27 protein-coding genes, 1 tRNA gene and 2 pseudogenes are annotated in these 26,070 nt (G+C 65.7%); 16 read left to right on the top strand and 14 right to left on the bottom strand.

Going from position 1 to position 26,070, the window contains the following annotated elements:
* Window positions 1-28: 28 nt before the first annotated feature.
* Window positions 29-697 (bottom strand): Type 1 glutamine amidotransferase-like domain-containing protein, encoded by a 669-nt coding sequence (locus FDA38_RS09845; protein ID WP_137253701.1) that lies wholly within the window; start codon window positions 695-697, stop codon window positions 29-31.
* Window positions 698-868: 171 nt separating this feature from the next.
* Here FDA38_RS09845 and FDA38_RS09840 point away from each other — a divergent pair, with 171 nt between their 5' ends.
* The 6 genes from FDA38_RS09840 (at window position 869) to FDA38_RS09815 (ending at window position 8,177) form a co-directional block, all read left to right on the top strand.
* Complete coding sequence (locus tag FDA38_RS09840; protein ID WP_137253700.1) at window positions 869-2,374, top strand: MFS transporter; 1,506 nt, start codon at window positions 869-871, stop codon at window positions 2,372-2,374.
* Window positions 2,375-2,399: 25 nt separating this feature from the next.
* Entirely contained in the window at window positions 2,400-3,536 is a 1,137-nt protein-coding gene (locus tag FDA38_RS09835) for an aminopeptidase P family protein (protein WP_137253699.1), read from the top strand.
* A 157-nt stretch (window positions 3,537-3,693) separates the two neighbouring features.
* Complete coding sequence (locus FDA38_RS09830) at window positions 3,694-5,154, top strand: APC family permease (RefSeq protein WP_137253698.1); 1,461 nt, start codon at window positions 3,694-3,696, stop codon at window positions 5,152-5,154.
* Entirely contained in the window at window positions 5,151-5,597 is a 447-nt protein-coding gene (locus tag FDA38_RS09825) for a hypothetical protein (protein ID WP_137253697.1), read from the top strand. The genes FDA38_RS09830 and FDA38_RS09825 overlap by 4 nt, the downstream gene beginning before the upstream one ends.
* A gap of 1 nt (window position 5,598) precedes the next feature.
* A complete protein-coding gene (locus FDA38_RS09820; protein ID WP_137253696.1) occupies window positions 5,599-6,948 on the top strand; it encodes a dipeptidase in 1,350 nt (449 codons plus the stop codon).
* A gap of 14 nt (window positions 6,949-6,962) precedes the next feature.
* Window positions 6,963-8,177 (top strand): threonine/serine exporter family protein, encoded by a 1,215-nt coding sequence (locus tag FDA38_RS09815; RefSeq protein ID WP_170989650.1) that lies wholly within the window; start codon window positions 6,963-6,965, stop codon window positions 8,175-8,177.
* A gap of 53 nt (window positions 8,178-8,230) precedes the next feature.
* Here the strand turns inward: FDA38_RS09815 and FDA38_RS43635 are convergent, their stop codons facing one another.
* Both FDA38_RS43635 and FDA38_RS43630 read right to left on the bottom strand, forming a co-directional pair.
* On the bottom strand, window positions 8,231-8,539 hold the full coding sequence (locus FDA38_RS43635) for a threonine/serine exporter family protein (RefSeq protein WP_380090503.1): 309 nt from the start codon (window positions 8,537-8,539) through the stop codon (window positions 8,231-8,233).
* A gap of 299 nt (window positions 8,540-8,838) precedes the next feature.
* Window positions 8,839-9,537, bottom strand: a pseudogene (locus FDA38_RS43630) (threonine/serine exporter family protein); the annotation flags it as partial.
* Window positions 9,538-9,711: 174 nt separating this feature from the next.
* Between FDA38_RS43630 and FDA38_RS09805 the strand changes: the two are divergent.
* The 4 genes and pseudogenes from FDA38_RS09805 (at window position 9,712) to FDA38_RS09795 (ending at window position 13,577) form a co-directional block, all read left to right on the top strand.
* Complete coding sequence (locus tag FDA38_RS09805) at window positions 9,712-10,614, top strand: aminoglycoside phosphotransferase family protein (RefSeq protein WP_137253693.1); 903 nt, start codon at window positions 9,712-9,714, stop codon at window positions 10,612-10,614.
* Between the two features lie 311 nt (window positions 10,615-10,925).
* Window positions 10,926-11,302 (top strand): annotated as a pseudogene (locus FDA38_RS43625) (class I SAM-dependent methyltransferase); the annotation flags it as partial.
* Between the two features lie 30 nt (window positions 11,303-11,332).
* Window positions 11,333-11,644, top strand: coding sequence for a hypothetical protein (locus FDA38_RS42960; protein WP_233714617.1), 312 nt, complete (start codon window positions 11,333-11,335; stop codon window positions 11,642-11,644).
* 613 nt (window positions 11,645-12,257) lie between these two features.
* On the top strand, window positions 12,258-13,577 hold the full coding sequence (locus tag FDA38_RS09795) for a Shedu immune nuclease family protein (RefSeq protein ID WP_202877606.1): 1,320 nt from the start codon (window positions 12,258-12,260) through the stop codon (window positions 13,575-13,577).
* Between the two features lie 531 nt (window positions 13,578-14,108).
* On the opposite strand, the gene FDA38_RS09790 is transcribed toward FDA38_RS09795, so the two are convergent.
* Window positions 14,109-15,308, bottom strand: a complete 1,200-nt coding sequence (locus tag FDA38_RS09790) for a DUF5677 domain-containing protein (protein ID WP_137253692.1) — start codon at window positions 15,306-15,308, stop codon at window positions 14,109-14,111.
* A 980-nt stretch (window positions 15,309-16,288) separates the two neighbouring features.
* On the opposite strand from FDA38_RS09790, the gene FDA38_RS09785 reads away from it, so the two are divergent.
* Both FDA38_RS09785 and FDA38_RS09780 read left to right on the top strand, forming a co-directional pair.
* Window positions 16,289-16,519 carry a hypothetical protein gene (locus FDA38_RS09785; RefSeq protein ID WP_137253691.1) on the top strand — a complete coding sequence of 77 codons (231 nt, stop codon included), beginning with the start codon at window positions 16,289-16,291 and terminating at the stop codon, window positions 16,517-16,519.
* A 289-nt stretch (window positions 16,520-16,808) separates the two neighbouring features.
* Window positions 16,809-17,558 carry a hypothetical protein gene (locus tag FDA38_RS09780; protein ID WP_137253690.1) on the top strand — a complete coding sequence of 250 codons (750 nt, stop codon included), beginning with the start codon at window positions 16,809-16,811 and terminating at the stop codon, window positions 17,556-17,558.
* Here the strand turns inward: FDA38_RS09780 and FDA38_RS09775 are convergent.
* Together FDA38_RS09775 and FDA38_RS09770 are read right to left on the bottom strand one after the other, a co-directional pair.
* A complete protein-coding gene (locus FDA38_RS09775; RefSeq protein WP_137253689.1) occupies window positions 17,555-18,037 on the bottom strand; it encodes a hypothetical protein in 483 nt (160 codons plus the stop codon). The two genes, FDA38_RS09780 and FDA38_RS09775, sit on opposite strands and share 4 nt — an antisense overlap.
* Entirely contained in the window at window positions 18,034-18,306 is a 273-nt protein-coding gene (locus FDA38_RS09770; protein ID WP_137253688.1) for a hypothetical protein, read from the bottom strand. Before FDA38_RS09770 ends, FDA38_RS09775 begins: the two co-directional genes overlap by 4 nt.
* 265 nt (window positions 18,307-18,571) lie before the next feature.
* On the opposite strand from FDA38_RS09770, the gene FDA38_RS43620 reads away from it, so the two are divergent.
* On the top strand, window positions 18,572-18,943 hold the full coding sequence (locus tag FDA38_RS43620; RefSeq protein WP_380090302.1) for a tyrosine-type recombinase/integrase: 372 nt from the start codon (window positions 18,572-18,574) through the stop codon (window positions 18,941-18,943).
* 68 nt (window positions 18,944-19,011) lie between these two features.
* Here FDA38_RS43620 and FDA38_RS09760 read toward each other — a convergent pair.
* The 6 genes from FDA38_RS09760 to FDA38_RS43390 all read right to left on the bottom strand — a co-directional run bounded on the left by FDA38_RS09760 (window position 19,012) and on the right by FDA38_RS43390 (window position 21,870).
* Window positions 19,012-19,087 (bottom strand) — tRNA-Ala (locus FDA38_RS09760).
* A 684-nt stretch (window positions 19,088-19,771) separates the two neighbouring features.
* Window positions 19,772-20,416 (bottom strand): histidine phosphatase family protein, encoded by a 645-nt coding sequence (locus FDA38_RS09755; protein WP_137253686.1) that lies wholly within the window; start codon window positions 20,414-20,416, stop codon window positions 19,772-19,774.
* Complete coding sequence (gene rsfS, locus FDA38_RS09750; RefSeq protein WP_137253685.1) at window positions 20,413-20,865, bottom strand: ribosome silencing factor; 453 nt, start codon at window positions 20,863-20,865, stop codon at window positions 20,413-20,415. The genes FDA38_RS09755 and rsfS overlap by 4 nt, the downstream gene beginning before the upstream one ends.
* 7 nt (window positions 20,866-20,872) lie before the next feature.
* Window positions 20,873-21,484, bottom strand: coding sequence for a nicotinate-nucleotide adenylyltransferase (gene nadD / locus FDA38_RS09745; protein ID WP_137253684.1), 612 nt, complete (start codon window positions 21,482-21,484; stop codon window positions 20,873-20,875).
* Window positions 21,485-21,506: 22 nt separating this feature from the next.
* On the bottom strand, window positions 21,507-21,665 hold the full coding sequence (locus FDA38_RS42145; protein ID WP_170989649.1) for a hypothetical protein: 159 nt from the start codon (window positions 21,663-21,665) through the stop codon (window positions 21,507-21,509).
* 76 nt (window positions 21,666-21,741) lie between these two features.
* Window positions 21,742-21,870 carry a hypothetical protein gene (locus FDA38_RS43390; protein ID WP_267901740.1) on the bottom strand — a complete coding sequence of 43 codons (129 nt, stop codon included), beginning with the start codon at window positions 21,868-21,870 and terminating at the stop codon, window positions 21,742-21,744.
* Between the two features lie 145 nt (window positions 21,871-22,015).
* Here FDA38_RS43390 and FDA38_RS09740 point away from each other — a divergent pair, with 145 nt between their 5' ends.
* Entirely contained in the window at window positions 22,016-22,465 is a 450-nt protein-coding gene (locus FDA38_RS09740; protein WP_137253683.1) for an Lrp/AsnC family transcriptional regulator, read from the top strand.
* Here FDA38_RS09740 and FDA38_RS09735 read toward each other — a convergent pair.
* Window positions 22,398-23,597 (bottom strand): MFS transporter, encoded by a 1,200-nt coding sequence (locus FDA38_RS09735; protein WP_233714616.1) that lies wholly within the window; start codon window positions 23,595-23,597, stop codon window positions 22,398-22,400. The two genes, FDA38_RS09740 and FDA38_RS09735, sit on opposite strands and share 68 nt — an antisense overlap.
* A gap of 83 nt (window positions 23,598-23,680) precedes the next feature.
* Here FDA38_RS09735 and FDA38_RS09730 point away from each other — a divergent pair, with 83 nt between their 5' ends.
* Entirely contained in the window at window positions 23,681-24,544 is an 864-nt protein-coding gene (locus FDA38_RS09730; protein WP_137253682.1) for a winged helix-turn-helix transcriptional regulator, read from the top strand.
* Here FDA38_RS09730 and FDA38_RS09725 read toward each other — a convergent pair.
* Complete coding sequence (locus FDA38_RS09725; RefSeq protein WP_137253681.1) at window positions 24,531-25,415, bottom strand: alpha/beta fold hydrolase; 885 nt, start codon at window positions 25,413-25,415, stop codon at window positions 24,531-24,533. The two genes, FDA38_RS09730 and FDA38_RS09725, sit on opposite strands and share 14 nt — an antisense overlap.
* Before the next feature lie 65 nt (window positions 25,416-25,480).
* Here FDA38_RS09725 and FDA38_RS09720 point away from each other — a divergent pair, with 65 nt between their 5' ends.
* A complete protein-coding gene (locus tag FDA38_RS09720; protein ID WP_202877604.1) occupies window positions 25,481-26,059 on the top strand; it encodes a PadR family transcriptional regulator in 579 nt (192 codons plus the stop codon).
* The last annotated feature ends 11 nt before the right edge of the window (window positions 26,060-26,070 follow it).

Raw genomic sequence — 26,070 nt, 5'->3', positions numbered from 1 at the left:
TCTGACCGCGCAACCCGCCGATCGGCGATTAGGCCGGGAAGGCCTTCCAGTGCCCCTCGGAGATGACCTCGACGGTGCCATCGGTCACCTTGATGGCGGTCTGATCGTCGATGGCGTACGCCGGACCGGCGATCTCGGCAGCCCACTTCTCCGCGTCGGCCATCGTGTTGCTCGGCATGAGCTCGTGGTCCAGGTGCGGGTAGATCGAGAAGTCGACAACCCCGAGCGTGCGGTCGTCCGGTGCAGCAGGCCACTTGACGAAGCCGTCACCGATTCGCGGTGTCATCACCATGCTGCCGGCACTGAGCCCCACCCAGACCGTCTCGGGCAGCGACGAGATGACGTCCGACAGCCCCGACTCCCGCATCCAGTGATAGAGGTACGTCGCGTCGCCGCCGTCTACCAGGAGCGCGTCGGCCTCTCGCACCCACGGCACCCACCGCTCCTCGCCGATGCTGGGCAGCGCGGTCAGTTCCAGCACGCCCAAGGACGCCCAGCCCAGGCTGGTCAACATGTGGAACGGAGGCTCGCCGGCGATGACGCCTCGCACCGAGGCAGGTCCCAGCATCGGGTGGCCCCACTGCGCCGTGGGGATACAGAGCGCACGGGACTCGGAGATCGGCTTGCCCAGCAACTCGACCAGCGCCTCACGAATGCTCTCGTTCGTGACGCCTCCGGATGTCAAAAGCAGCTTCACATCGCCTCCCGAGATTGGCCACCCTTCACCTGTTCAACGAACAGTACGTTCCGGATCCGACAACCTCTGCCCGCAGCGAGCGGGTCAGGCTCGTCCGTAGCGGATGAGGGCTGCTGCGGGGTGGCCGCCCTACCGTTGGTTCGGACTCTGGCCGGTGACGGGAGGAAGCCCATGAGCGACGCCGTAGAGGTCAGGAGCCGAGCGCGTGGGGTACTCGCGGCCACGTGCATCTCGACGCTCGTGGTGAATGCGAACACCTCGGCGGTCAGCATTCTCCTTCCCGCGATCTCGGAGGACACCGGTACTTCGGTCCAGACGCTGCAGTGGGCGGTGACCGGCTATTCGCTGGTCGGTGCCGCGGTGATCGTCACCTCGGGCTCGCTGGGTGACGTCTTCGGCCGCAAGCGGGTGTTCCAATTGGGCCTGCTGTTGTTCGTGGTGTCGTGCGTGATGATCGCGCTCGCCGGGTCCGGCGGGCTGGTGATCGCCGGACGCGTCATCCAGGGCGCGGCCGGGGCGACCATTCTCGCGTGCGGCCTGAGCCTGCTCACGGTCGCCAACAAGGATGCCGCGCAACTGCGGGCGGTTTCGCTGTGGGGCGCGGCCGCGGCCGTCGGCGCGGCCGCTGGTCCGTTGGTGGGCGGCGTGCTCGTCGAGCTCAGCGGATGGCAAGGGCTGTTCTGGATCGACGCCGGTGTGGCCGTGCTCTGCATGGTGCTGACCGCGGCGACCGTGAGCGAGTCGAGGGATCCGGATCGACCGAGAACGATCGATTACGCGGGCACCGTGCTCGTCGCGCTGACGCTGACTCCGCTGATCCTCGGGGTCACCAAGAGCGGGGACTGGGGATGGATCTCCTTCGCCACCTTGGGTTGCTTCGCGATCTCGATCGCGGCGGGGTACGCGTTCATCGCCGTCGAGGGACGGGTCGCCGTACCGCTGCTGGACCTCTCACTGCTACGCAACCGAGTCCTGGTGGGCTCGACCATCGCGATCCTGATCGGCGCGGGCACGATCAACGGGCTGATGTACCTGCTCAGCCTCTATTTCCAGGATCCCTCCACCCTCGACTTCAGCTCGCTCCAGGCCGGTCTGGCGACGTTGCCTGCGACCATCGGTCTCGTCGTCGTGGCGCCCTTCGTACCCCGTTTGGCGAAGAAGTTCGGCGGACGGCAGACGATCGGCGTCGGGTTCGCCCTCACCACCATCGGATTCGTCATCGTGGGGTTCGTCGACGCTTCATGGAAGTACGCCGCGTTCCTGCTGCCGCTGGTTGCCATCGCGGTGGGCATGGGATTGTCCAACGGTCCCGCATCGTCGGCGGCGACAGCGTCGGTGCCGGAGAACCAGGTCGGCGGGGCCTCCGGTGTCTCCAACATGGCCCGGTACGTCGGCGCCGCGGTGGCGACCGCTCTGGCCGCCACCATCTACGGCACGGTGATCGGCAACCACACCGCCGACGGTGCGCCGAAGGGTGATGCTCTCGCCTCGGGCCTGGCCGCGGCCTCCTGGATGATGGCGATCTTCAGCTTCCTCGGCGTCCTGATGGCGTTCGTGATCGGCCGGCACCGCGCGGCGACCGGGACGTTGTACGACGCCGCCTCGGCAGCGGCCGCACACACCCACACCCTGCCAACCTCGGCAACCGCCGGCCGAGCCGCGCCCGAGCGAACCTGAACGCGTACGTCCCCGGGAGGAATCGATGACCACGACCCAGCCGACACCGCCGGCACCCTTCACGACCGAGGACTACTCGGCCCGGATGCGACGCGTCGTGGGCGACGCCGAGCGCGCGGGACTGGACGGGCTGCTGATCACCCCCGGGCCCGACCTGGTCTGGCTCACCGGATACCAACCCACCGCCATCACCGAGCGGCTGACGATGCTCATCCTTGCCCCGGGCAAGGACCCGACGCTGCTGGTGCCGACCCTGGAGCGGCCGGACGCAGAAGCGGCCGTCGGTGCGCCGAGCCTCACGATCGTGGACTGGGCCGACGGGGACGACCCGTTCGCGAAGGCCGGCAGCTACCTTCGCGCGACCGCGACGATGGGCATCGCGGACTCGGCCTGGGCGATGCACCTGCTCGGCCTGCAGGAGACGCTGCCCGGATCTTCCTATCGATCGCTGACGCAGAGCCTGCCGATGCTCCGGGCGGTCAAGGACGCCGACGAGCTCGCCCGGCTGGACGCAGCAGGCGCGGCCGCGGATGCGACGTACGAGCAGATCGTCGGAGTCCGGTTCGCCGGCCGGAAGGAGACCGACGTCGCGGCCGATCTGGCCCGGCTGCTGCGGGAGTTCGGGCACGAGCAGGTCGACTTCACCGTGGTCGGCTCGGGCCCCAACGGCGCCAATCCGCACCATGAGGCCGGTGACCGCACCATCGAGGTCGGCGACGTGGTTGTCCTCGACTTCGGCGGACTGATGTACGGCTATGGCTCGGACACCAGCCGTACCGTCTGTGTCGGCGAGCCGTCCGCCGTGGTCCGTGAGGTGCACGAGATCGTCCGTTTGGCTCAGCAGGCCGGCGTCAAGGCGGTCCGGCCGGGCGTTGCCTGTCAGGAGATCGATCGCGCGGCCCGCAAGGTGATCACGGACGCGGGCTACGGCGAGCGCTTCATTCATCGCACCGGCCACGGCATCGGTACGACGACCCACGAACCGCCGTACATGATCGAGGGTGAGGAGCAACAACTCGTCCCCGGGATGTGCTTCTCCGTTGAGCCGGGCATCTACCTGGCCGGGGATTTCGGGGTCCGGATCGAGGACATCGTGACGGTTACCGGGGACGGCGGTCGTCGGCTCAACAACACCGAGCGCGACCTCCGCATCGTCGAGTAGGTCCGGCGCATCAGGCGCAGGTCGACCCGGCAGCTCATCCGCCGAGGATGAAGATCGGGCAGCCAGGCCGGTTCCAGACTGTCACCGGTGGCCCACTTTCTGGGGCCTACTGCGGAGGCTCTCTCATGGATGGACGAGCTTTACCTCGAGGAATCTGATGAGCGCAGCGGAAGTACCGGCCGACCACACCGAGGCCGTTGCCGCCGGACGCACACGCGCCAAGACCCAGTGGATCTCTTGGGTGGCGCTGGCGATGATGACGACGAGTTCGGTGGCCAGCCTCAGGGCGGCGCCGACGATGGCGGTCTACGGACTCGCCTGCGTCTTCTTGTACCTGCTCCCGGCCGTCGTGTTCCTGCTGCCGACCTCGCTCGTTTCCGCGGAGTTGGCATCGGGCTGGAACGGCGGGATCTACAACTGGGTCTCGCAAGGCATCTCGAAACCGGCCGGCTTCCTGGCCGTCTGGTGCCAGTTCGCGATGACGATCTTCTACTACCCGAGTCTCCTCGGGTTCGTCGCGAGCACCCTCGCGTACGTGTTCAATCCCGAGCTGGCCAGCAGCGGGGCGTGGACCGCGGCGGTCATCATCGTCGTCTACTGGTCCGGCGTCTGGGTCTCCTCGCGCGGCACCAAGGGCGTCGCCGGCCTGGCCAGCGGCGGTCTGATCATCGGGACGTTGGTCCCGGGCGTCGTCCTGGTGACCCTCGGCATCGTCTTCCTTGGCCAGGGCAACCAATCGGCCGCACCGATGACGTCGGACAACATTCTCCCTGCCTGGGCAGGGCTTTCGAGCCTCGTGCTGATCGTCAACAACTTCCTGTCCTACTCCGGCATGGAGATGAACGCGGTGCACGTGTCGTCCCTGAAGAAGCCGGCCAAGGAATTCCCGAAGGCGATCTTCCTGGCCATGGGTCTGGTGCTCGCGATCTTCATCCTCCCCGCGTTGGCGATCAGCTGGATCGTGCCCGCCAAGGAGCTCTCGCTCACGGCCGGCGTCATGCAGGCCTTCGACGCGGTCTTCGCGAACTTCGGTTGGCAATGGCTGACGCCGATCGTCGGGATCATGCTGGTCACCGCGTCCCTCGCCGGCATGCTGACCTGGCTGGCCGGACCTTCCAGGGGCCTGCTGCTGATCTCCCGCCAGGAGGGCTACCTCCCGCCGTTCCTGCAGCGACTCAACAAGAACGGCGTACAGCAGAACATCCTCGTCGTCCAAGGCCTGCTCACCACCCTGATCGGCCTCGCGTACGCGTTCATCCCCGATGTGTCGAGCGCGTACTGGATCTTCTCGGTGATCACCACGCAGGTCTATCTGATCATGTACCTGCTGATGTTCGTGGCCGCGGTCCAACTGCGTCGCAAGGATCCGGACCACCCCCGTGGCTACCGGGCGCCGATGCTGGTCGGGCTGTGCGGCGTCGGGTTCGCGGCCTCGCTGGCGGCCCTGCTGGTCGGGTTCATCCCGCCGTCGCAGTTCGAGTCCGGCAACACCGCCGTGTACCTCTTGATCGTCGGCGGCGGCGCCCTCGGTCTCGGCCTGCTGGTGCCCTTCCTGTTCTACCGGCTCCGCAAGCCTTCCTGGAAGCAGCCTGAGCCGCAGGGGGTGACTCCGGAATGAGCACACCTGTCGAGACCCAGTCCGGACGCGAACGGTCCTGGATCTACATCACTGCCTGCGTCATCCTCGCCGTCCTGCTGATCATCGGGCTGCTCACCTTCCACTCCCGGAAGGAGAGCAACGAGGCCGACCAGAAGGCCGACCAGCTGATCGCCGCACTGGCCGCCACCGGGTCCCGTACTCCGGACAAGGACCAGATCGTGCGTGTGCTCGGGAGCGACGGAGGCGCGACCTGCGAGGACCCGAACAACGCGCTGGGCCGGGCCGTGCTGTTCACCCAACTCGCCAACGGCGCTGCGGGCCCGGGGGCCAGGCCGGTCATCGTCGACAGCCGGGCGCTCAAGGGCCAGCTCCTGATCATCCAGATCTACTGTCCCAACGAGCTGAAGGACTTCCAGAAGTTCGTCGAGGATCTCAAGACCGACGACGTGGTGGGCGACTGAGATGGCGGACCTGCGGCAGCGCATCGCGAACCTGATGCCGGTGGCGCGCGACGAACTCGCCGAGCTCGTTGCACTGCGATCGGTGGCCGACCCCCGCCAGTACCCCGCCGCCGAGTGCGAGCGCACTGCGCAATGGGTGCTGGAGAAGTTCGCCGACATCGGTTTCACCGACGCCCATCTCGAAGAGACCGCGGACGGCAGCATGGCAGTCGTCGGATCCCGGAAAAGCTCCGGTACGGCGGCTCCCACGGTGCTGCTCTACGCCCATTACGACGTACAGCCTCCGCTCGACGACGCCGCCTGGCGCACGCCCCCGTTCGAGCTGACCGAGGTCGACGGACGCTGGTACGGCCGCGGGGCCGCCGACTGCAAGGGCAATATCGTCATGCACCTGGCGGCTCTGCGCGCACTCGGCGATGAAGTCCCGGTCGACCTGAGGCTGGTGGTCGAGGGTTCCGAGGAGCAGGGCACCGGCGGCCTCGAGGCGTTCGTCCCGGAGAACGCGGATCTTCTCCGTGCCGATGCGATCCTCGTCTGCGATACGGGCAACGCCGCGGTCGGGCGTCCGGCGGCCACCGTGAGTCTCCGCGGCATGGTCAACGTCGTCGTCACCGTCGAGGCCCTCACATCGGAGATCCATTCCGGGATGTTCGGCGGCCCCGCCCCCGATGCCCTCGCCGCCCTGGTGGCGATGCTGTCCTCGCTGCGGGACGCGAAGGGGAACACGACGATCACCGGGCTGGACAACACCCGTACCTGGTCTGGTGCGCCGTACCCGACCGAGCAGTTCACCTCGGACGCCGGGGTCCTCGACGGAGTCTCATTGCTCGGGGACGGCAGCGTGTCCGACATGCTTTGGGCTCGGCCGGCGGTGACCATCCTCGGCATCGACTGCCCGCCGGTGGTCGGCTCGGCTGCCGCCGTGGTCCCGAAGACCTCGGCACGGCTGAACCTGCGCATCCCGCCGGGCCTGTCGCCCGACGTCGCCCAGCGTGCCCTCATCGAGCACCTGAAGGCTGCCGCTCCGTGGGGCGTGCATGTCACGGTCGAGGTCGAGGCGACCGGTGCTCCGTTCGAGGCGTCCACCGACGGTCCGGCGTACCGGGCGATGGCTACGGCGATGCAGGAGGCCTACGGCCGGCCGATGGCGAGTCTCGGGCAGGGCGGCTCGATTCCCTTGTGCAATGTGTTCGAGGAGACGTACCCCGACGCCGAGCTCATCCTGATGGGGGTCGAAGAGCCCTTGGCCCTCATCCACGCCCCCAACGAGAGCGTGGACCCGACCGAGATCGAGGGCATGGCCCTGACCGAGGCACTGTTCCTCCAGCACTACGCCTCCCTGAACAGCTGAGACGTCGGCGCGACGTGACCCGCTTCGACGTCGTGGTCCGCGTCGCCAGGCTCGCCCTGGAGTCCAGTGCCGAGGGTGTCGAGACGCTCGAGGATTCGGTCACCAAGGCGGCCTCGGCGTACGGCCTGCATGTCGACCTGGTGGTCCTTCCCGAGCAGATCCTGCTTACGGAGCGGTCGTCCAGGGAGGTCAGGCAGGCAGCGGTGGTGAGGGCGGCGCCCGGCATCTTCCGGCTCGACCAGGTCGCCGCCATCAAGCGCTTTCTCGTCCAGCTGCAGCGACAGCCGATCGACCCCGACGAGGCGTGCCGCCGTCTCGACGCGATTGCACAGTCGAAGCCCCGTTGGCCCGCGTGGGTGCGGATCCTCGGGGTCGCGCTGTTCGCGGCGGGGTTCGCCCCGAGCGTGGTGGCGACCTGGGGCGAGGCGGGTGCGGCCGCCATCCTTGGGTTGGTCATTGGCGCGCTCGTCGTCCTCACCGCCGGGCGTCCCCTCGAGGGGCTGGTCCCGTTCTTCGGCGCCTTCATCGTCACCACGCTCGCTCTCACGGTGATGTCGGGCCTCGCCGAGACCACGGGCGTCACGCTCATGGTGCTGCCGGCGCTGTTTATCGTGGTCCCCGGCGACACTCTGTCGGCGGCCGCCGAGGAACTCCTGGGTGGCCGCCTCACCGCCGGCGCGGTGCGCCTCGTGTCCGGGTTCCTCACCCTCGGGCTGATCGTGATCGGCATCGTCGCGGCAACCGGTGCCACCGGCAACGGATCCGCTCTCGCCGAGACACTGCCCCCGCCGGAGCTCTCCTTCGTCGTCGTCCTGGCCGGGTGGGTGGTGTTCTCCGTGGGCCTGGTGCTCGCGTTCAACGCCGAACCCGGAGCGCTCGTCTGGTTGGTGCCCGGCGTGATCGGCACGTTCCTCGTCCAGCAGGGAGTGACCCGTCTCGCCGGCGCGGTCATCGGCACGCTCGTGGCCGGTACCGTGCTCGGTGCCTGCGGCAACCTTGTCGGCGCCTACCCGCAACGACCCCCGCGCCTCATCCTGTTGCTGGGCGGGTTCTTCGTCCTGACCGTGGGCGGGGTCGGCGTACGCGGCGCCACCGCCCTCCTCGGCGGGGACATCGTCACCGGACTGCAGAACCTGTCGGACTTCGCCCTCCAGGTCCCGACCGTCGCGTTGGCGATCGCTGCCGGCGTCATCGTCAGCAACCATTGGGTACGCCGTCAGGTGGCCTGACCGTTCGACCTCTGCCCGGGCTAGGTGGCCTGCCCGCTCGACCTTTGCCCGGGCTAGGTGTCCTTGCCGGCGCGGCGTCGCAACGGGCCGACCATGTGTGGGCCGGCGAGCCGGGTCTCCAATCGATGCGCCTCACGCTTGACCGGTTGCGCGAGGTACTGACCGAGGATCACACCGGACGCGAGCGCCAGCGCCGTGGCGAGCGCGGAGGCCAACTCGAGGGCGCCGTCCTTGCCTTCCGCGAAGAGAGCGAGCCCCCGGTAGATGTCGAGTCCCGGCAGGAGCGGCACGATCGCGGGAACCACGACGCCGAGCGCCGGGACCCGGAAACGCCCGGCAACGAGGTAGCAGACCGCACCGATGGTGACGGCAGCGACCGCCGACCCCCAAGTCCGGCCGACCTCGGACCTGTCGACAGCCAGCAGAACCCCTGCCCGAGCGCCGCGACCAGGGCCACCGCTATCAGGGACCGCCGCGGGGAGTACGACGCGAACGCGAAAGCCGCGGCGGCCAGGGCGGCGCCGAGCACCGTGACCCCGACCTCCGCGGGCCCGGCCGCGCCCGGCGTGAAGGTGGTCAGGCCCACCCCGAGCAGGTCGCCGACGGTGAGCCCGGCACCCACGCCGGCGATGATGCCGGCCGTGTTCAGCACGGCATCGATCAACCGGGCGCTGGCCGTCACCGGGAAGCCGGTCAAGGCGTCCTGGGTGGCACCCATGATGCCGACCCCGGCCAGGAGCATGACGATCCCCGCTGTGACGACGCGAGACGGGTCCACCTCGAGCTCTGTTGCCGAGGCGATCACCGCTACGAGCGTGGCGACGAAGCCCCCGGCCGCCTGCTGGTAGAACGCCGGGATGCGGTGCAGGGGCAGGAGCAACTGGGTCCCGTCGATCGCACAGGCCGCCAGGAACGCGAGCAGGCAAACGAGCGGGCCGCCGCCCAGGGTGAGCGCGATTCCGATTCCCATCACGCCCCAACCGAAGGTCACCGCCCATCGGCGTCGGTGATGACCGGTGGACACGATCCGGGCGACCTGATCACGAGCCTCGGCCCTGCTGATGTCGCCGGCAACGAGGCTGGTCAGCGTTTCGTCGACCTCGATCAGGTGCGCATAGTCGACCGGGCGCCGGGTCACCCGGCGTACCTGGATCGCGGCGGGCTCGTCACGCGTCGGTTGGTGGCGGAGGGTCAGGTTCACGAACGTCACGTCCGCGGTCACGTGACTCACCCCGCAGGCCCGTGTCACCGCCAGCATGGCGACCGTGACATCAGCCGCCCCGGCCCCCGACGACAGGAGCACCTCGCCGATCCGCAACGCCAGATCGAGCGTTTCGTACACCTCGCGTCGCTCCGTCATGTCCTGTCCGATCACGACTCCCAAAGTCGCGTCACGCGCGCCGGGCGACACTCGTCAGGAACCCATCGTCGGAGCCCCAGCGCCCCGAGTCATCGTCCGGCGTGGGTGATTGCGCCGCTATGGGATCTAGATACTCGGTTGACGGCAGACGGCTCCGATCGATCCGATGGCCTTGTGAGCCCCCGCAAGGTGTACGCCGACCAGGCCGACATCGGCACCCCGCTCGTCCGCGAGCTGGTAGCTGCACAGTTCCCACAATGGGCCGCGTTGCCACTGGAGCCGATCGACTCCGGCGGACTGGTGAACGCGATCTACCGCCTCGGCCCCGACCTGTCCGTACGCCTACCGCTCCGCCCCTCGACCGCCGGCATAGTCCAACGAGAGCAGGCAAAACTCGCGGCACTAGCGCCGTTCCTCCCCGTGGCCATCCCTTCCGTCGAGGCGATCGGCACACCCACCAAGGCGTACCCCGGCGAGTGGTCCATCCACCGCTGGCTCCCCGGTGCCCACCCCTCCCCCTCCACGCTGGTCGATCCACGCGGCCTGGCAACGGACCTCGCGGCCTTCATCGACGCCTTCCGCCAAATCAACCTCCCGGACCGCCCACCGGCCTACCCAGGCGAACGCCGCACCCGAGCCCCGATGGCCTCACTGGACTCCCCGACACGGAAGGCAATCGACGACCTGGCCGACCTGATCGACACCCGCGCAGCCCTTGCATCGTGGGAGGAATCCCTCGCGGCCCCCTACGACGGCCGCGAGGTCTGGGTCCACTCAGACCTCACCCCAAGCAACCTACTCGTCTCCCCGAAGGGCCGCCTAACCGCAGTCCTAGACTTCGAAACCTCCGGCCTCGGCGACCCAGCCTGCGACCTCTTCCCCATCTGGTACCTACTACCCGCCACCGTCCACCCCGAATTCCGCACCACCCTGAACACAGACCCCCCAACCTGGCTCCGCGGCCGCGGCCGCGTCCTCTCCCAGGCCCTAACCGTCCTGCACCACCTCAAGGACACCAACCCAGCCCTCGCAACCTCCGCCCGTCACGCCATCAGCAACGTGCTCGCAACTCCATAGTCACCGCAGGTGGAGCTGAGGGGACTCGAGCCTGCTCTCGTCCAGGGCATGGGCGGAGCAGCGTAGGTGACCCACGCGGGCCAGCTCTCATTGCCTTATTTTGCAGGGCGTTCTCGCGTCGCTGGTTGTTGCGAGTCGGATCGTTGATGTTCGCCTTCCCGCGACAGTCCTCCGTCGACTGATGCGCGACCCTGTCCGCCAGGTGATCTGCGAAAGTCGGAAGGGCGTATCGCGGCAAATGAGAGTGCCGCCGACTGGATCGAGTGCATAGTCGGCGCGCACATGCCCTCCCGGCGTAGTAGAAACCTGTCATGCCCGATTCGGTGAGCAAGTCCGCTGCCCCAGTCGCTGACTACGACGGCTTCGCCGCCGCATACTCGGCCAGCAACGAGAACAACCTCTTCAACGCTTACTACGCGCGTCCGGAGATGATCCGCCTCGCCGGCGACGTCGCGGGCCTGGCGATTCTCGACGCCGGCTGCGGTTCAGGCCCCCTGATGGAAGCTCTGCGCGGCAAGGATGCGTCGGTGTCCGGCTTCGACCTGAGCCCCGCCATGATCGAACTCGCCCGCGAAAGGCTGGGCGAGGACGCGGACCTGAAAGTCGCCGACCTTGGTGCGCCCCTTCCCTATCCCGACGACGCATTCGACAGCGTCGTCGCGTCACTGTCCTTGCACTCGTCAAGGACTGGGCCTCGGCACTGGCCGAGCTGCGGCGTGTGCTCAAACCAGGCGGCCGGCTCATCGTCTCGATCATCCATCCCACGGTCTACGCGGTCGTTTACCCCGAGGCCGACTACTTCGCCCTCACCCAGTACTCCGAGGACTACGACTTCGGCGAAGGAACCGTATGGATGACCTACTGGCACCGCCCCCTGCAGGACGTCATCAACACCTTCATCGACGCGGGGTTCGGCATCAAGACGGTCACCGAGCCGCCACCCGCGGCCAACACCCCCGCGGAACTGCTCCCCAACGCAGACGGTCGCTCATTCATCTGCTTCCTATTCTTCGAGCTGGAAGCGCACTGACCACGTTGCGGCACCGCCCGTGACCAAGGCGGCACTGCCCAGCTGGTTCATGACGCGCTCCAGCATCCGCTGCTCCCTGCGTTGGGCCGACTCCGTCAGTCGGTCGCCAGACGCGCAGCCTGTCGCGCATCAGTTGGCGGAGATGTGTCGCACCTCTGCGACACCATCGAGAGGGCTCAGCAGGAGGCTCAAACCTGGCAGCCAAGTTGGTGGAGGCGAGCGGTTCTCCCAGAGCTCTCCCACTGGGGCCTCAAACGAAAACAAGCCAGGAGGCGAAGTTCCTCCTGGCCTGCAATGTCTCTCGGTGGAGCCTGGGGGATTCGAACCCCTGACCTCTTCCATGCCATTGGCGGGGGTCGCGTTGGCGACCTACACGGGATTGCACTCATCCTCTTACCTGCAAGGCGTTCTCGCGCTTCTGGTTGTTGCGAGTTGGACCTGCATCAATACCGTTGTTACGCATGGTTGGTTCCCAAAATCCTCCCATGGCGACCGGCGGTCCGGTGGCCCGCCGACAACTCCCCTCCCGCCGCTCGCGATGACTTCCGGCCAGGTTTGGGGTTGGTGGCCTCGCCAGCCTGGACTACCCACAGTTGCGGATCGTTGTCGACAAGTGGCCAACGCTGTAACGTTGGGTGACGGCGGGCATGCAGATCTGGGGGGCCAGTGGACAGCGCATCCGCCGAATCACGATCGCAGAGGGGGCGTTTTGATCGACTTTTCATCTCTGTATTCCGACGGCGAGTTTGACGTTGAGAATGGCGATTTCTCACAGCTTGCAATCCGAGACAGCGGCAACAACACCGGATTCCATTACTTCTATGACGAGGAGTCTCATAGTCTAGTAAGAGACTTCCTCCTTCAGGACGGGCCGCAGGTTGCGACACTGTGTCAGGTTAAACTGATAAAGAAGGGCGATACTTACACGCCCCGGATCCGCCTGTGGAAAAAAGACAAAACTCGCCCAGGGAGAAAGATCCTCGAAGAGGAGGTGCAAGCAACAAATGAGACCAAAAGAGTCAAAGCGAACGTGGACACTGACGGCTGCCACGAGAACTTTTGGAAAGTCATCCGATTCTTAGAGAGCTTCAGCGGAGTCGTTCTACCTGAAGATGAATTCCGAGTCATTCACGGCGACAGTTTATCTCTCGCCCGCAGCCTGGAAGGTGAGGATAAAGCCACGATCGTCGAGGCTGTTCGCACAGCTATAGGTGGCTCGCTCACGGAGGAGGATATTGCCGTTCTTGCGAATCGCAAGGGCGCACTCGAAGTTTTCAAGCAACTGCTGTTTGATGAGGGCTACACGGAACAGTACCGGAATGAGCATTCGATCCGGAGCATCGGCGAAGAGGGCATCTGGCAGCACTTCTTCGAGGCCAACCAATGGATCTTCGGGTATGGCCTGAGCTTGATCTCCAGCGAGTCATTTAGCGATCAGAAGCTCGAACAGATAACGACTGGGGCAAATATCTTCGGAGGAGCAGGCAAGCGAAGTGACGCTGTCCTGCGATCCAAGGGATATATCAGCAGCCTAATGTTCGCCGAAATCAAGACTCCTGCCGCAGCCTTGTTGTATAACGAGGCTTACCGGCCTCCCGATGTATTCCGGCCCTCAAAAGAGCTCAGTGGTGGCGTAGCTCAACTTCAGAAGACAGCCGAGAAGGCGGTTAGAGGAATTGGAGACCAGTTGCGTCGAGCGTACGACTCAGATGGCACTCCCCTAGGGTTCGAGGTGTCGACCGTCAAACCTAAGCAGATCCTTATCATCGGCAAATTAGACGAGTTCGTCGTAAACGGAGACATCAACCCGGAGAAGTCGATGAGTTTCGAGCTATACCGCCGCTCAATGATCGATATCGAGATCATCACCTTCGACGAATTGTTTGAACGCGCAAGATTCATTGTAGGGGACGACTCGAAGCCATCTACCTAATTCTGCCGCTTGACGGTTACGCGTCAAGCGCACGGGCAGTCCTCCCGCATCGCCCCGATAGCTGCCGACCTTAGGTGCGGTGCGGTGCGGGTCAAGGGTCGGAGATCCCGGAGGGACGCCGTAGGCGCCCTTGACGCATGCCGTGCCGGGCCGTCCCTTCCATGATTGCTAGCGCGGCGATGCGGGAACCCACGGCCAGGATGGCGGCCCGGGCAACCCGCGAGGCGGTAGCCGGCCATTCCGGCGTGTGGCGCACCGGCAGGGTGTCGGATCGTTGATGGCGAGTTGTGCTGTCTTCGACTCGGCACCCTTTGGCACGTGCGCGTCAAGCCAAGGGACGCGCCGGGAGCGCAGCGAAGCGGAGCGGGAGGCAGGCGTCCCGCCCTGCGGTGGCGGCGCGCTTTCGGGCCCTGGAGGGGCCCGTCTCGAAGACGTAGAGAAACTTGTCAGGACCGTGCATTCCGACGGAACGTGCTGGTGCAGTCCCCAGGCAGACAGGCGGCCTCAGCCAGCCCCGTTGCCTGGCGGGTTTCACGCAAGTCTGTAAGACCAACCCTCGGGAAGGTCTTCAGGTCGATACAGGATAGCTGTGTCCGGAACAGGCGAGCCGCTGTCCGCGAGCTTCAGTGGCACGCCAAAGAATCCTAAGGTAAACCAAGTCGTTCCCGGGATGAAGTAGCGGTCCGGATCGGACATGACCTCTCTAACGATCTCCTCCAACCTCGCGAACGGCCCAGTCTCCAGATCTGGTGGCTCAGCTGGCATAAGCACGGAAGCCCATGGCAAATGTAGATACCAACGCCGCCGTCCAGAACGAGATATCGCAAATACGGCCTGCGGTGGCAGACCCGGCTTCTTTGGCCATATCTTAGAATCAATTCGAGTCAACGCTTTGTAATACTCCGGCCATACGTTGACGAGAACCCCCACTCCCAGCATGTAGTCCTCGACGTCCAAGTCTTCTCGCAGGCCAGCTAGCGCCGTCAGAGCGTCCATGTAGGCGACTATCCCGATATGCAATGCCACCGGCGCAAGTTCGAGCGATTGTCCAGTCCTGTAGGTCGAAATCTCTCCCTCATGATGATCCCGAATGGATCCGAGAATTCCGCCTGCGCTGCCGTGAGTCACGAGGGATGTAAGGCGGTAGTATTCATACAGGTGATCTAGATCATATCGTGCTGCTCGCGTCGCGAGAGATTGATTGCTCCATCCTCGACTGAAGCCACTTCCCCAGTTGGCTCTGGCTTGCTCGAAACGCTGTCGCGCGCCGCGTCCAACTCGTTTCAGCGAGTGTCTATATTGACTTTTGGATCTGCGGTCCAGGAGGTCCGCTCCGATCTCAAGCTCTAACATGAGAGCTTTTCCTAGATCAAGATGTTCCAAATATCGCTGCGCCTGCTGCAGGTCCACCGTGACGGTATGGAGATTTATGGCATGCTCGATCAAGGCCCGGCTGGTGCGAATTGCAGCGCGGCCACGTCCAGACTGGATTTCAGCAAGCAGGTCAATCAGGTCGTTGACGGCCTGCGTGAATATCAATTTGGGCGCTTTATGTGTTGGGGTGTCAGCGAGAATCAGAGATACCAGCGCAGTTTGCGACCTGATTGCGACGTGAACCGCACCATCCAGCATTGGCACCTGCTCGGCGATGAGTGCCGGCAAGTCATGGAACCGACCGAATGGATCGGGTTCCTCTGATTCTTCGTGGTATCGCCCAAAAGGATCACGCACGCGTCTAGCTTAGGATAATTTCCCGGATCGTCCAGCTTCGAACTGACGAGATCCTTGCGGAGATGACTTAGCCGGTTCAGCGAGAGAGTCCAAGGACTGCAGCCACACTGCCGATGTCCTCGACCACTGCATCTGCGCCAGCCGCAGCCAGATCCGCGGCCTTGCCGGGCTTGTTCGCATAGCCGATGCTTCCGGACTCGGGCGGCGATAGCGGCGGCCGCGTCGCCTGACCTGGTGGCCGATCACGACACATTCGTCCACGGCAACGCTCAGAATCGAGGCGGCTCGATACACCAGATAGGGGCTCAGCTTCATCCGCTCTACGTGAACCGGATCGCGTGCTTCGATGTGGCGGATGTGGTGGGCGAGGTTGACGGACTCGAGGTAGGCGCGCACTGATGCCTCGGTCTCGGGGCCTATTGCTCGGCCCCCTGGACGGCTACACCGGTAGTCGATGGGGTGAGTTGGCCGGCCAGACCCTCGCAGAGTACGCCAGGTCAAGAAGGCCGTTGCCGTATTCGAGCCGCTCAAGGAAGTGGACGGACGGCTACTGAAGAGTGGGGCCGACGTCACGGACAAGGTTGCGATGGCGACAGCCGTCTGAGCACGTCGACCTCGACGGATCAGGCGGAACGCTCGGACGAAGTCCCCAGCTGGCGAGCGCTGGGTTCAACTGCCGCCGACCATCGCGGTGATGTACGAGCTGCTCTTGGCGGACCAGACCCTCCGGCACCTCGTTTGCCTTCACCTCGTTGCAGGGCAAGCCGTGGTATCGCTCGAACTTCCGGCAGCGGTTCTGGCGACCGGCGTGGGATGGAGTCGATACGGACGATCCGTCCTCGGAGCGTCATCGCCCGGCGATCCTGCCGGGATTCACCTTCCATTAAGGCCGACACACTCACGCCACCTGGTTGACGGAGACGGCATCGTGGAGGTTGCACGTCGAGCTTGGCTCGGGCACAAGATGAAGGGAAGGTCGCGTGTATGACCACGTGACTGCGGAGATGGAACGGCAGATCTTGGAGGCGTTGGAAGAGCGCTTCCTGTCCTCAGTGCTCGCCCTGGACGACGATGAGCGGGCCAAGCTGCTCACGTGGGTGCCCGTGATCGAGGACACCGTCCAGAAGGCTCAGCAGGAGGCGGCGCAGGTTGCGACGAAGCTGGTGGGAGTGGACTTTCGCTCCCACGATCCCTCTAACGAGAACAGGTGAGGGGGTGAAAGTGCCTCCTGACCTGCTAACTCTTGCAGTGGAGCTTAGGGGATTCGAACCGCTGACCTCATCCATGCCATTCACACTGAACCTCCGCGGCTCCGCAAACTGGAGCGTACCCGCCGTCCGTCAGCGTCCGCAGCCGTCCGGCCGGGTGCGACTCCGTTGTCACTCAGCTAGTCACTCAACTCCGAGACGCTGCCGCGCAGCCTCAAAGGCCGCTACGGTGCCTTGATCGCCTTGATCACGTGGGGTCGAGGTCAACGCCAACGACACCGGGAGACCCAGCTTGACACTGTCCGGAGCAGGCTCATCGACTACGCAAGTCACACAGAACGTGACGGGGTGGGTCCAAACCTGGGGTCCGCTGATCACGCTAGCGAGCACCGTCCTGCTGGCCGCCATCACGGCCTGGCTCGCGTGGCTCACCAAGGTAATGGCTGATGCTGCCCGAACTGCCGCTAAGCATTCACAGACGGCGGCGGAGGCATCGCAAGCCTCGGTCGCCGCAACAGAGGCCGCGATCAACATCGATTTCGCAGTGACTCCGAACCTCGTTTTCCTCGGCAGCGCCCTCAAGGAACTTCTTGACAAGGCAGAGGCCTCCGGGTTGAAGGCGAAAGACCCCATTACTTCAGATTTCTTGCAGCCGCTCATGGAACTTGACGGTGTCAAAGTAGAATGCATGGAATCTACGGTCTATATCCACGGGTGTCGAATCGACGCGATCGGAAAGCCTGTCGAAGACAGTAAAACCATGACCATTACGACAAGCTGCGAGATCGATCTGGAATCACGCGAAGAAAAGCTCCCACACCAGCTACACCGAGGCGAGAATATAGACTTCAAATTCGAATCGAAGCCTGAACCTCCCGGAACGAGGATCAAGGAGATCCGCGCAACCATCTTCTACGGGTTCACATCCGGCGGAGAAGTGCGCGAAAGATCTGCCTCGTGGCATGAAGAATCCTGGAACGGCCGATCTAGAGGTAAAAAGACACCTTCACGCAAAGGCGGCAAAGAGAGCTCGTCCCGCTAGACTTCGGCTCTAAGATCCTTGATGCGAGCGTAGCAGACATTACTATCGTTCACAGCCTTCATTTCCTTCTTCAGGTACCAGCTTCTTGCTGCCTCATTCATAGCATCAGCAAACAGATATCGTGCTCCAACTTGCCCGCTCACCTCGACTGCGGTGCGGCAGGCATGCCCTAGGAAGGCACTCCTAAGGCCTTTGTGTTCAAGATCAACCGCCAGTCGCCCGAGAAGTATCGCAGGGATAAACCTCGGCAGCCCATGCCGATTGTTCGAGGTCAGGGCACTGGATTCCATGCTCGAAGCAACCAGGGCGCGGCAAGCGATGACTACGTCATTCTCATCTGCGATAACGTAGGTCCTCGCGAGATCGCGTTCCTCAGAGGTCCTTGCCGTCTTCTTGAGCCACTCGTCAAACTCCGGAACACCGCAATTGAGTTGCGTCACATCATGAGCGCCGTTCAACGGCACGATTTCCGCGCTCACATCAACTCGCGGAGCTTGCTGGGGCGACGAGGAGCATCTAGATCCTCAAGCATCTCATTGAACGTCGCTTCGGGAATGACTACGTGCGCTTCGATCCGCGGCGGGGCAAGAACGGCCGGCCGCATCTCAGCCGGGCTAGAGCCGCTGTAAGCCCTCAACTTGAGAGTGACAGTACCTGCCTCCTTTGACAAATCGTCGACAACAGCGTCGCTTAACTGATCCTGCACTTCGCCTAGCGGAATGGTCGTATCGCCGATTTGCATGGCCATCTGAGCCACCTGGAGGAACTCATGCCGACTTGACTCCCCCACAGCCTCTTTGAGAAGGCCCCAAGCAGCCTCCTCCAACTTGACCTCCGCCGATTGCCACTGCCTTCGGACGGGCTGGCCACTCAGGAGTTGGCGCGCAGTAAGCAGATCTCCTATACCCTCAGCATCAATCTCCGCTGGCACCGGGAAGTGGCGCTCGGTCCGTGAGGGAAACGACACCAAGACTCGTCGGTCGCGCCGGACGCTACGACTCCCTGAATGTTGTGTGGCTGGGCTCGCTGAGCACCTAGAACGACAGACGGTTATGCGCGCAACGACCGGGGATCGCTGGCAGCATCACAACCTCGTGTTCTGCTCCGCGACCGGAACCGAGCTTGACGCGGCAAACGTGCGACGAGACTTCCGCCGTGTCGTTGATCTGACACCAGGCCTGAATAGCGCGGACTGGACGCCCCGCGAGTTAGGTCACAGCTTCGTGTCCCTGCTCAGCGAGGGCGGTCTGACCAAAGAACAGATCTCGCTCCTGGTTGGCCACAAGAGCACTCAGGTCACGGAGACGGTCTACCGACACCAGCTCCGACCGGTCCTGATCGAGGGAGCGGAGGCGATGGACCAACTGCTACCTGCAAACCGGTAGTCACTCAGTTAGACACTCAGGTCATGCCAGAGGCCGGTCTCCCGAAGGGGAAACCGGCCTCTGACCTGTGGTGGAGCTTAGGGGATTCGAACCCCTGACCTCTTCCATGCCATGGAAGCGCGCTACCAACTGCGCCAAAGCCCCGCGGTGTCTTGCGACTCCGGAAGTTTAGCGGATGGGGGGCGGCAAAGAAAAATCGGTTGGCTCGTGGGGCTGGTGAGGTACGCGACAGGTCGGTTGCCCTCTCTGATGGGCTCGCGTAGGCGACAGTTCGCCGCTGTCTGTAGGCCGAGCAGCGTGCGCGGCATCACGCTCTGCGTCCGCCGGAGGCGGCTCACGCTGGCGCCGCGGAACGTCGTCGTTGAGGGTGCCGCACCGGCCCAGTAGCTCGACGGCGAGACACTCGCCGTGGGGCCGTTCCAGCGCCGGCGGAGCCGGCCAACAAGACGGCCGCCGCGAAGCGGTGTCCGTTCGGATGGCACACCAGGCTAAGTAGCTCCACGGCAAGACAGTCGCCGCGGGACGGACCCGGCGCCGGCGGAGCCGGCCAACAAGTCAGTCGCCGCGAAGCGGTGTCCTTTGGGGGTGTCACACCAGCCCAACAGCCCCATGGCGAGGCAGTTGCCCCGGGACGGATCCAGCGCCGCCGGCGAAGCCGGCCATACAAGACAGCCGCCGCGAAGCGGTGTCCTTTTCGGGTGGCACACCGGGCTAAGTAGCTCCGCGGCAAGACAGTCGCCGAGGGACGGATCCCGCGCCGGCGGAGCCGGCCAATAAGACAGCCGCCGCGGAGCGGTGTCCTTTGGCTGTTCACCCGACGTACAGGAGTCAGCGTTGGGGGTCGTCGCTCATTACTGGTTCGGGGAGGGAGCCGGCGTTCCATTCCTCGATTCGCCAGCCTCGGCGGCCGTTGAGGAGGGAGACCCAGTTGCAGTTGGCCAGGCCTCCGAAGGCGGGCCAGTTGGCTTGGGGGATGCCGAGGAACACGCAGATGCCGACGCGGGCGGCCAGGCCGTGGGTGGCTATGACGATGGTGTCTTCGGAGGTGCCTTCCTCCGAGATGCGTTGGAGGGCGCCGCTGAAGCGGGTGGCGACTTCTTCGACGGTTTCGCCGTTGGTGCCGCGGCGTTGGGTTTCGCCGCTGAGGATGCGGGCGGCGGCTTCGGGGTTGATGGCGGCGAGTTCGGCCGAGGTGAGGCCGGCCCAGTCGTCGACGTCGATCTCGCGCAGCGCTTCGTCGTACTCGATCTTGAGGTCGGTGAGCGCGGCGAGCTCACCTGCCGTGGCGACTGCGCGTTGGAGGTCGCTGGCGAAGAGTCTCGTCGGCGCCAGGGCGGCCAGGCGGGCGGCGGCGGAGCGGGCCTGGGAGAGGCCGACCGAGTCCAGCGGGATGTCGGCCTGGCCTTGGATCTTGTCCTGGAGGTTCCACTCCGTCCGGCCGTGCCGCCAGACGATCAGCCGGCCCGCGCTCATTCGGCCGAGGCCGAGCCAGACAGACCCGAGCCGGGCAGACCTGAGCCGGGCAGACCTGAGCCGGGCACGACAGCACCGGGACCGGCGACCGGGGACGGCAGCGGGATGACCGGGCAGTCGCGCCAGAGGCGCTCGAGCGAGTAGAACGCCCGCTCCTCGTCGTGCTGGACGTGGATGACGATCTCGAGGTAGTCGAGCAGTACCCAGCGGCCCTCGCGCGCGCCCTCCCGGCGTACCGGCTTGGCGTCGAAGTCGACGCGGAGCTTCTCCTCGATCGCGTCCACGATCGCGCGGACCTGGCGGTCGTTCGAGGCGGAGGCGACCAGGAACGCGTCGGTGATCGCGAGCTGCTCGGACACGTCGAAGGCGAGGACGTTCTCGGCCTTCTTGTCGTGGGCTGCTTCCGCAGCCGCGGTCAGCAGCTCGATTGCGCGTTCACTGGCAGACATAAACGTCCTAACGGTTGGTGTAGAGCTCACGCTTGGCGATGTACTGGACGATGCCGTCCGGCACCAGGTACCAGGTCGGGTTGCCCTTGGCGACCCGGGCACGGCACTCGGTCGACGAGATCGCCAGCGCCGGCACCTCGAGCAGGGTGATCCGGTCCATCGGCAGCTGGTCGAGCGGCAGCACGAGGCTCTCGGTCCCCGGCCTGGTACAGCCGACGAACTGGGCGAGCTTGAACATCTCGTCCACGTCCCGCCAGGTGAGGATCTGGGCGAGCGCGTCGGCGCCGGTGATGAAGAACAGTTCGGCGTCCGGATACAGCCTGGAGAGGTCGCGGAGGGTGTCGATGGTGTACGTCGGACCCGGCCGGTCGATGTCGACCCGGCTGACCGAGAACCGCGGGTTCGACGCGGTCGCGATCACGGTCATCAGGTACCGGTCCTCGGCCGGAGAGACCTTCTTGTCCGACTTCTGCCACGGCTGGCCGGTCGGAACGAAGATCACCTCGTCGAGATCGAAGTACGCCTGCACTTCGCTGGCCGCGACAAGGTGGCCATGATGGATCGGGTCGAACGTGCCGCCCATCACACCGATGCGTCGTACCCGCTCCACAGAAGCCACGTCAGCCCTTCAAGACAGCCGCCTAGCTGTGCGGCCGGCCCTTGCCCATGATGACGGTGACGAGCAGCAGCAGGATGAACACGACCAGCGCGAACCCGCCGTACCACCACTTCGAGATGTGCGACGCCTCGACGGCGGTCGCTTCGATGGCCGCCACCTGCGGCACGAGGATCGAGAACATGATGCGAAGCCTATCTCGTGGCCGCCCCGACGACAGCGACCGGTGGCCTCACGAGGACACCGGTCGCGGTAATAGGTCAGCTGTGGCGGACGTGACGGGTCAGCAGCCGGCGCCAGGCAGACGGTACGGCGTGGGCGCGGCGGGCCTGCGCTGCGACGCGGTGCCGCTCGTCGATGTGGGCACGGGCAACTTCGGGGGTGATCATGATTCCTTCACTGGGGTTGGTACGGCGGAGCTGGGGCGGACTGACCCCAGTACCTGTGATTGTACGGTTTTGACTACGATGTCACAAACGAATTAAAGGTCTGAAACATTCCAAGCCTTAGAATCTGCGGTGAACAGGAGGCGTCATGGACGCGATCGACCGGCAGCTGATCGAGGCGCTCCGGCTGAACGGCCGCTCCAGCTGGGCGGAGCTCGGCCGCGAGGTCGGTCTGTCCGGCCCGAGCGTCCAGGAACGGGTACGCCGGTTGGAGGAGCGCGGCGTACTGCTCGGGTACCGCGCGGTCGTCGCGCCGGATCAGGTCGGACTCGGGACGAGCGCGCTGATCGGGCTGTTCCAGCGTGACGACGTCGAGACCGATGACATCGTCGAGCAGGTCCGGGACATCGTCGCCGTCGAGGACTGCTGGTTCGTGGCCGGTGACCAGGAGCTCGTGGTCAAGGTCCGGGTCGCGGACGTCACCCAGCTCGAGGCGGTGGTCGGCTCGCTGCGCCGCGTCAACGGCGTGGTCAGGACGCGGACGACGGTTGTGCTTTCGACTCGGTGGGAAGGGCGTCCGGCGCCGCTGCCCGAGTGACCAGCAGTACGGCGCCGGCCGCCAGCGCGAGGGCCGCGGCGATCGGATAGAGCAGCTGCGGTGCGTGCTGGTACGCCGATCCGCCGAGCGCCGGCGCGAGGAACATGCCGCTGATCGACGCAGCGGCGTACAGGCTGGAGTACCGCCCGACCATCCCCTCCGGCGCCGCGTCGGCGACATGCGCGGTGGCCGTCGGTTTGTAGAGCATCTCCCCCGCCGTGATCACGACGATCGCCAGCGTCGCCCCGGCGAGCGCGGGCCAGATGCCGAGGATCGCGAGCCCTGCGCCGACGAGCGCGAAGCCGACTGCGATGACCCGGGTCGCGCGGTGGCCGCGGAGCCGTACGGCGAGCGGCGCTTCGCACAGGACGATGACGGCGGAGCTGACGCCAATGAGTACGCCGTAGGCGACGGCCGGCGTGCCTGCGTCGCGGAGCAGCAGGGGCATCGTCGCGAAGATCTGGCGGTAGACGGTGTCGACGATGACGATCGTCGCGAGGACGAGCAGAACCGGCCGGTCAGCCAGAACCGTCTTCCACACGCCGGCGGTGGAAGCAGTCGCCGTACGGCGGGCCGGCGGGACCCATCGCCAGACGATCGCAGCGAGGATCAGGCTTGTCGCGGCGTCGATCACGAAGACGAGCGAGAAGTTGTAGGCGGCGAGCAGGCCGCCGAGCGGTGGGCCGATGGTGAAGCCGGCATTGCTCGCCGTGCGGGAGAGGGCGATGCCTTCGCGGCGGCGGTCCGGCGGGAGCGCGGTGGCGACGAGGGCGCTCATGTTCGGGCGGCCCGCGCCGCCGAAGAGGCCCGCGCAGACCGCGACGGCCGCGATCGTGGCGCCGGGCGCGAACGGCATCGCGATACAACTCGCGGCCCAGAGCAGTTGGCTGGCGACTGCCGCCGTACGGAGGCCGAAGCGGTCGCCGAACCAGCCGCCGCCGAGGTTGCCGCCGAGCAGCCCGACGCCGTACGCCGCCGCCGCGAAGCCGGCCTGTTGCGCCGACATGCCGCGGTCCTCGACCAGGTAGAGGGTGAGGTAGATCCAGGCGAGGGCGCCCGCGGAGCTGACGAGTTGGCCGACCATGACGGCCTTGAGCCAGGTGGGCAGGTCCGCGATGCGGCGCCAGTACATGCCTTGACCTCCTCTAGTAAGTTCCTGTTGGGAACCTACTTGGCCAGCTAGCGTGGTGGCAACCGGAATCGAAGGAGTACGTCGTGCGGCGGAGCACCTTCTCGCCCGAGCCGGACTGTGCGATCGCGCAGTCCCTCGGCGTCATCGGCGACGGCTGGGAACTGCTGCTCGTCCGGGATCTCGCCCGCGGGCTGGAGCGGTTCGACCAGCTCGCCGAGTCGCTGCACATCTCGCGGAAGGTGCTGACCGAGCGGCTCAACGGTCTGCTCGAGAGCGGGATCGTGGTGCGGTCGGCGTACCAGGAGCGGCCGACTCGGTACGCGTACCGGCTCACTGATCGCGGGCGGGCGTTGCTGCCGGTGCTCGTCGCGTTGCAGGACTGGGGTGATCGGTGGCTGCTTGGGGACGGGTCGTTGAGTGGGACGAATTCTGACGACGAGCCACCGACGCATCGGTTGCACGAGCTGGTGGGTCAGCGGGTGCCGTCCGTCGCCCTGCCGTCGATCGCTGGTACGACGGTCGACGTGGTGGACTCCGACGCGCGGGCGACGGTGCTCTTCGGGTATCCGGCGACCGGGCGGCCGACGCCATTGCCGGACGGGTGGAACGAGATCGCGGGGGCCAGTGGGTGCACGTTGGAGAACCGGCTGTTTGCCGGCCGGTACGACGACTTCGTCGCGCGCGGGATCGCAGTCCATGGGGTGAGTACGCAGCGGACTGACGAGCAGCAGGCGTTCGCGCGGGCGGAGGAGATTCCACACCTGCTGCTGTCGGATCTCGATCTGGAACTGGTGGCGGCGCTGCGGTTGCCGACGTTCCGGGCGGGTGGGTACGAGCGGTTGAAGCGGGTCCTGCTGGTGATCGGGCGCGACCGGATTGTGCGGGCTGTGCGGTATCCGGTGGTTGATATCGCTGATGCAGTCGAGTGGGCGCTCACGACTGCTTGAAGAAGGCATTCACCTCTTCGGCGATCCGTCGTACGGCGGCCGGCTTGCCCGTCGGGTTGACGCCGCCGGGGTCCGAGGACGAGCCGTGGTCGTAGCCGTCGAACTCGATGCGGCGGCAGTGCGGGAGGACCTGCTCGAGGGTGTCGCGGCCGGGCTTGAGGCCGGGGAGGCCTTTGGTGCCGCCTAGGAGCAGTACGTCGGCGTTGAGGGCGCGGAAGTTGTTGAACGTGCCGGCGAGCTCGGCGACGATCGTGCCTTCGGCGTGGATGGTGGGGGCGAGTTGGCGCATGGTGATCGCGTCGGCGGGGGCTTGGCGCTCTTCCTTGGCCATCATCTTCTCGGTCATCCGGCGGAGCAGGCCGCGGGGAATGACCTTGAGGAACGGCGGGGCCATCTCGAAGCCGAACATACTGGTGACCATCCCGGCGGCGAGGTCGCCGCGGGCGATCTCCTGGTCGAAGCGGGTCAGCCATGCGCGGTGCGGGGCGCCGTCGGCGACGATCGCGGGCTCGTAGAGCGCGATCTGCTTCAGGGGCAGGGTCCGGGCGGCTTCCAGGACGACCGCTCCCCCGGCGCTGACGCCGAAGGCCTTCTCGGCGCCGGCCTCGGTCAGGACTGCTTCGAGGTCCTCGACCTCGGTGCGGACCGTGTGGCCGGGGCGGTGCGGGCCGGAGAGGCCGCGGCCGCGGCGGTCCGGGAGGTAGACGGTGAAGTCTGACGCCAGAGCTTCCGCGAGGAGCGTGTGGCTGCGGGCGGACTCCATGCTGCCGTGCAGCACGACGACGGCGGGGCCCTGGCCGGTCTTGTAGTAGCCGATCTCGGTGCCGTCGCGGGAGGTCACGGTGCCTTGGGTGAGTTCTGCGGTCTTCATGGATCGATAGTTACATGGGATCTAGTTACATTGCAACTAGTTACTTTGCCCCCTATGCTGAGGGGGTGACTTTTCGACGCTCACCGCTCGCGCTCGCGATCCTCGGCCTGCTGGAGAACGGGCCGATGCACCCGTACGGGATCCAGCGGCTGATCAAGCAGTGGGGCAAGGACCAGGTCGTCAACGTCGGGCAACGGACCAGCCTGTACCGGATGATCGTGCGGCTTGAGGAGGCCGGGCTGCTGACGGCCGGAGCGGTCGAGCAGGACGAGCGGTATCCGGAGCGGACGGTCTATCACCTGACGGACGAGGGGCGGAAGGTCTGTCGGGAGTGGTTGGCGGAGATTCTGACTACGCCTCGGAACGAGTTCCCGGAGTTCCCGGCTGGGTTGTCGTTCGTGATGCTGCTGACGCCGGAGACGGCGGGCGAGCTGCTGAGCCAGCGGCGGGAGTCGCTGACCAAGCGGATCGCGGAGCTGCATTTGGAGCTGCGGTCGGAGGTGGATGGGCAGCCGATCCCCCGGTTCGCGCTCCTGGAGACGGAGTACCAGGTCGCGGTGGCGATCGCCGAGGCGAAGTGGATCGATGGGGTCCTGCACGACCTGCACACCGGCAAGCTGACGTGGACACCGGGCCCGGTGTGACAGACACCCGG

The sequence above is a fragment of the Kribbella jiaozuonensis genome (genome assembly GCF_005233875.1).
GTDB classification, from domain to species: domain Bacteria; phylum Actinomycetota; class Actinomycetes; order Propionibacteriales; family Kribbellaceae; genus Kribbella; species Kribbella jiaozuonensis.
Note: the sequence above shows the minus strand (reverse complement) of the source record. Positions and strands in the feature narration are given on the sequence as shown.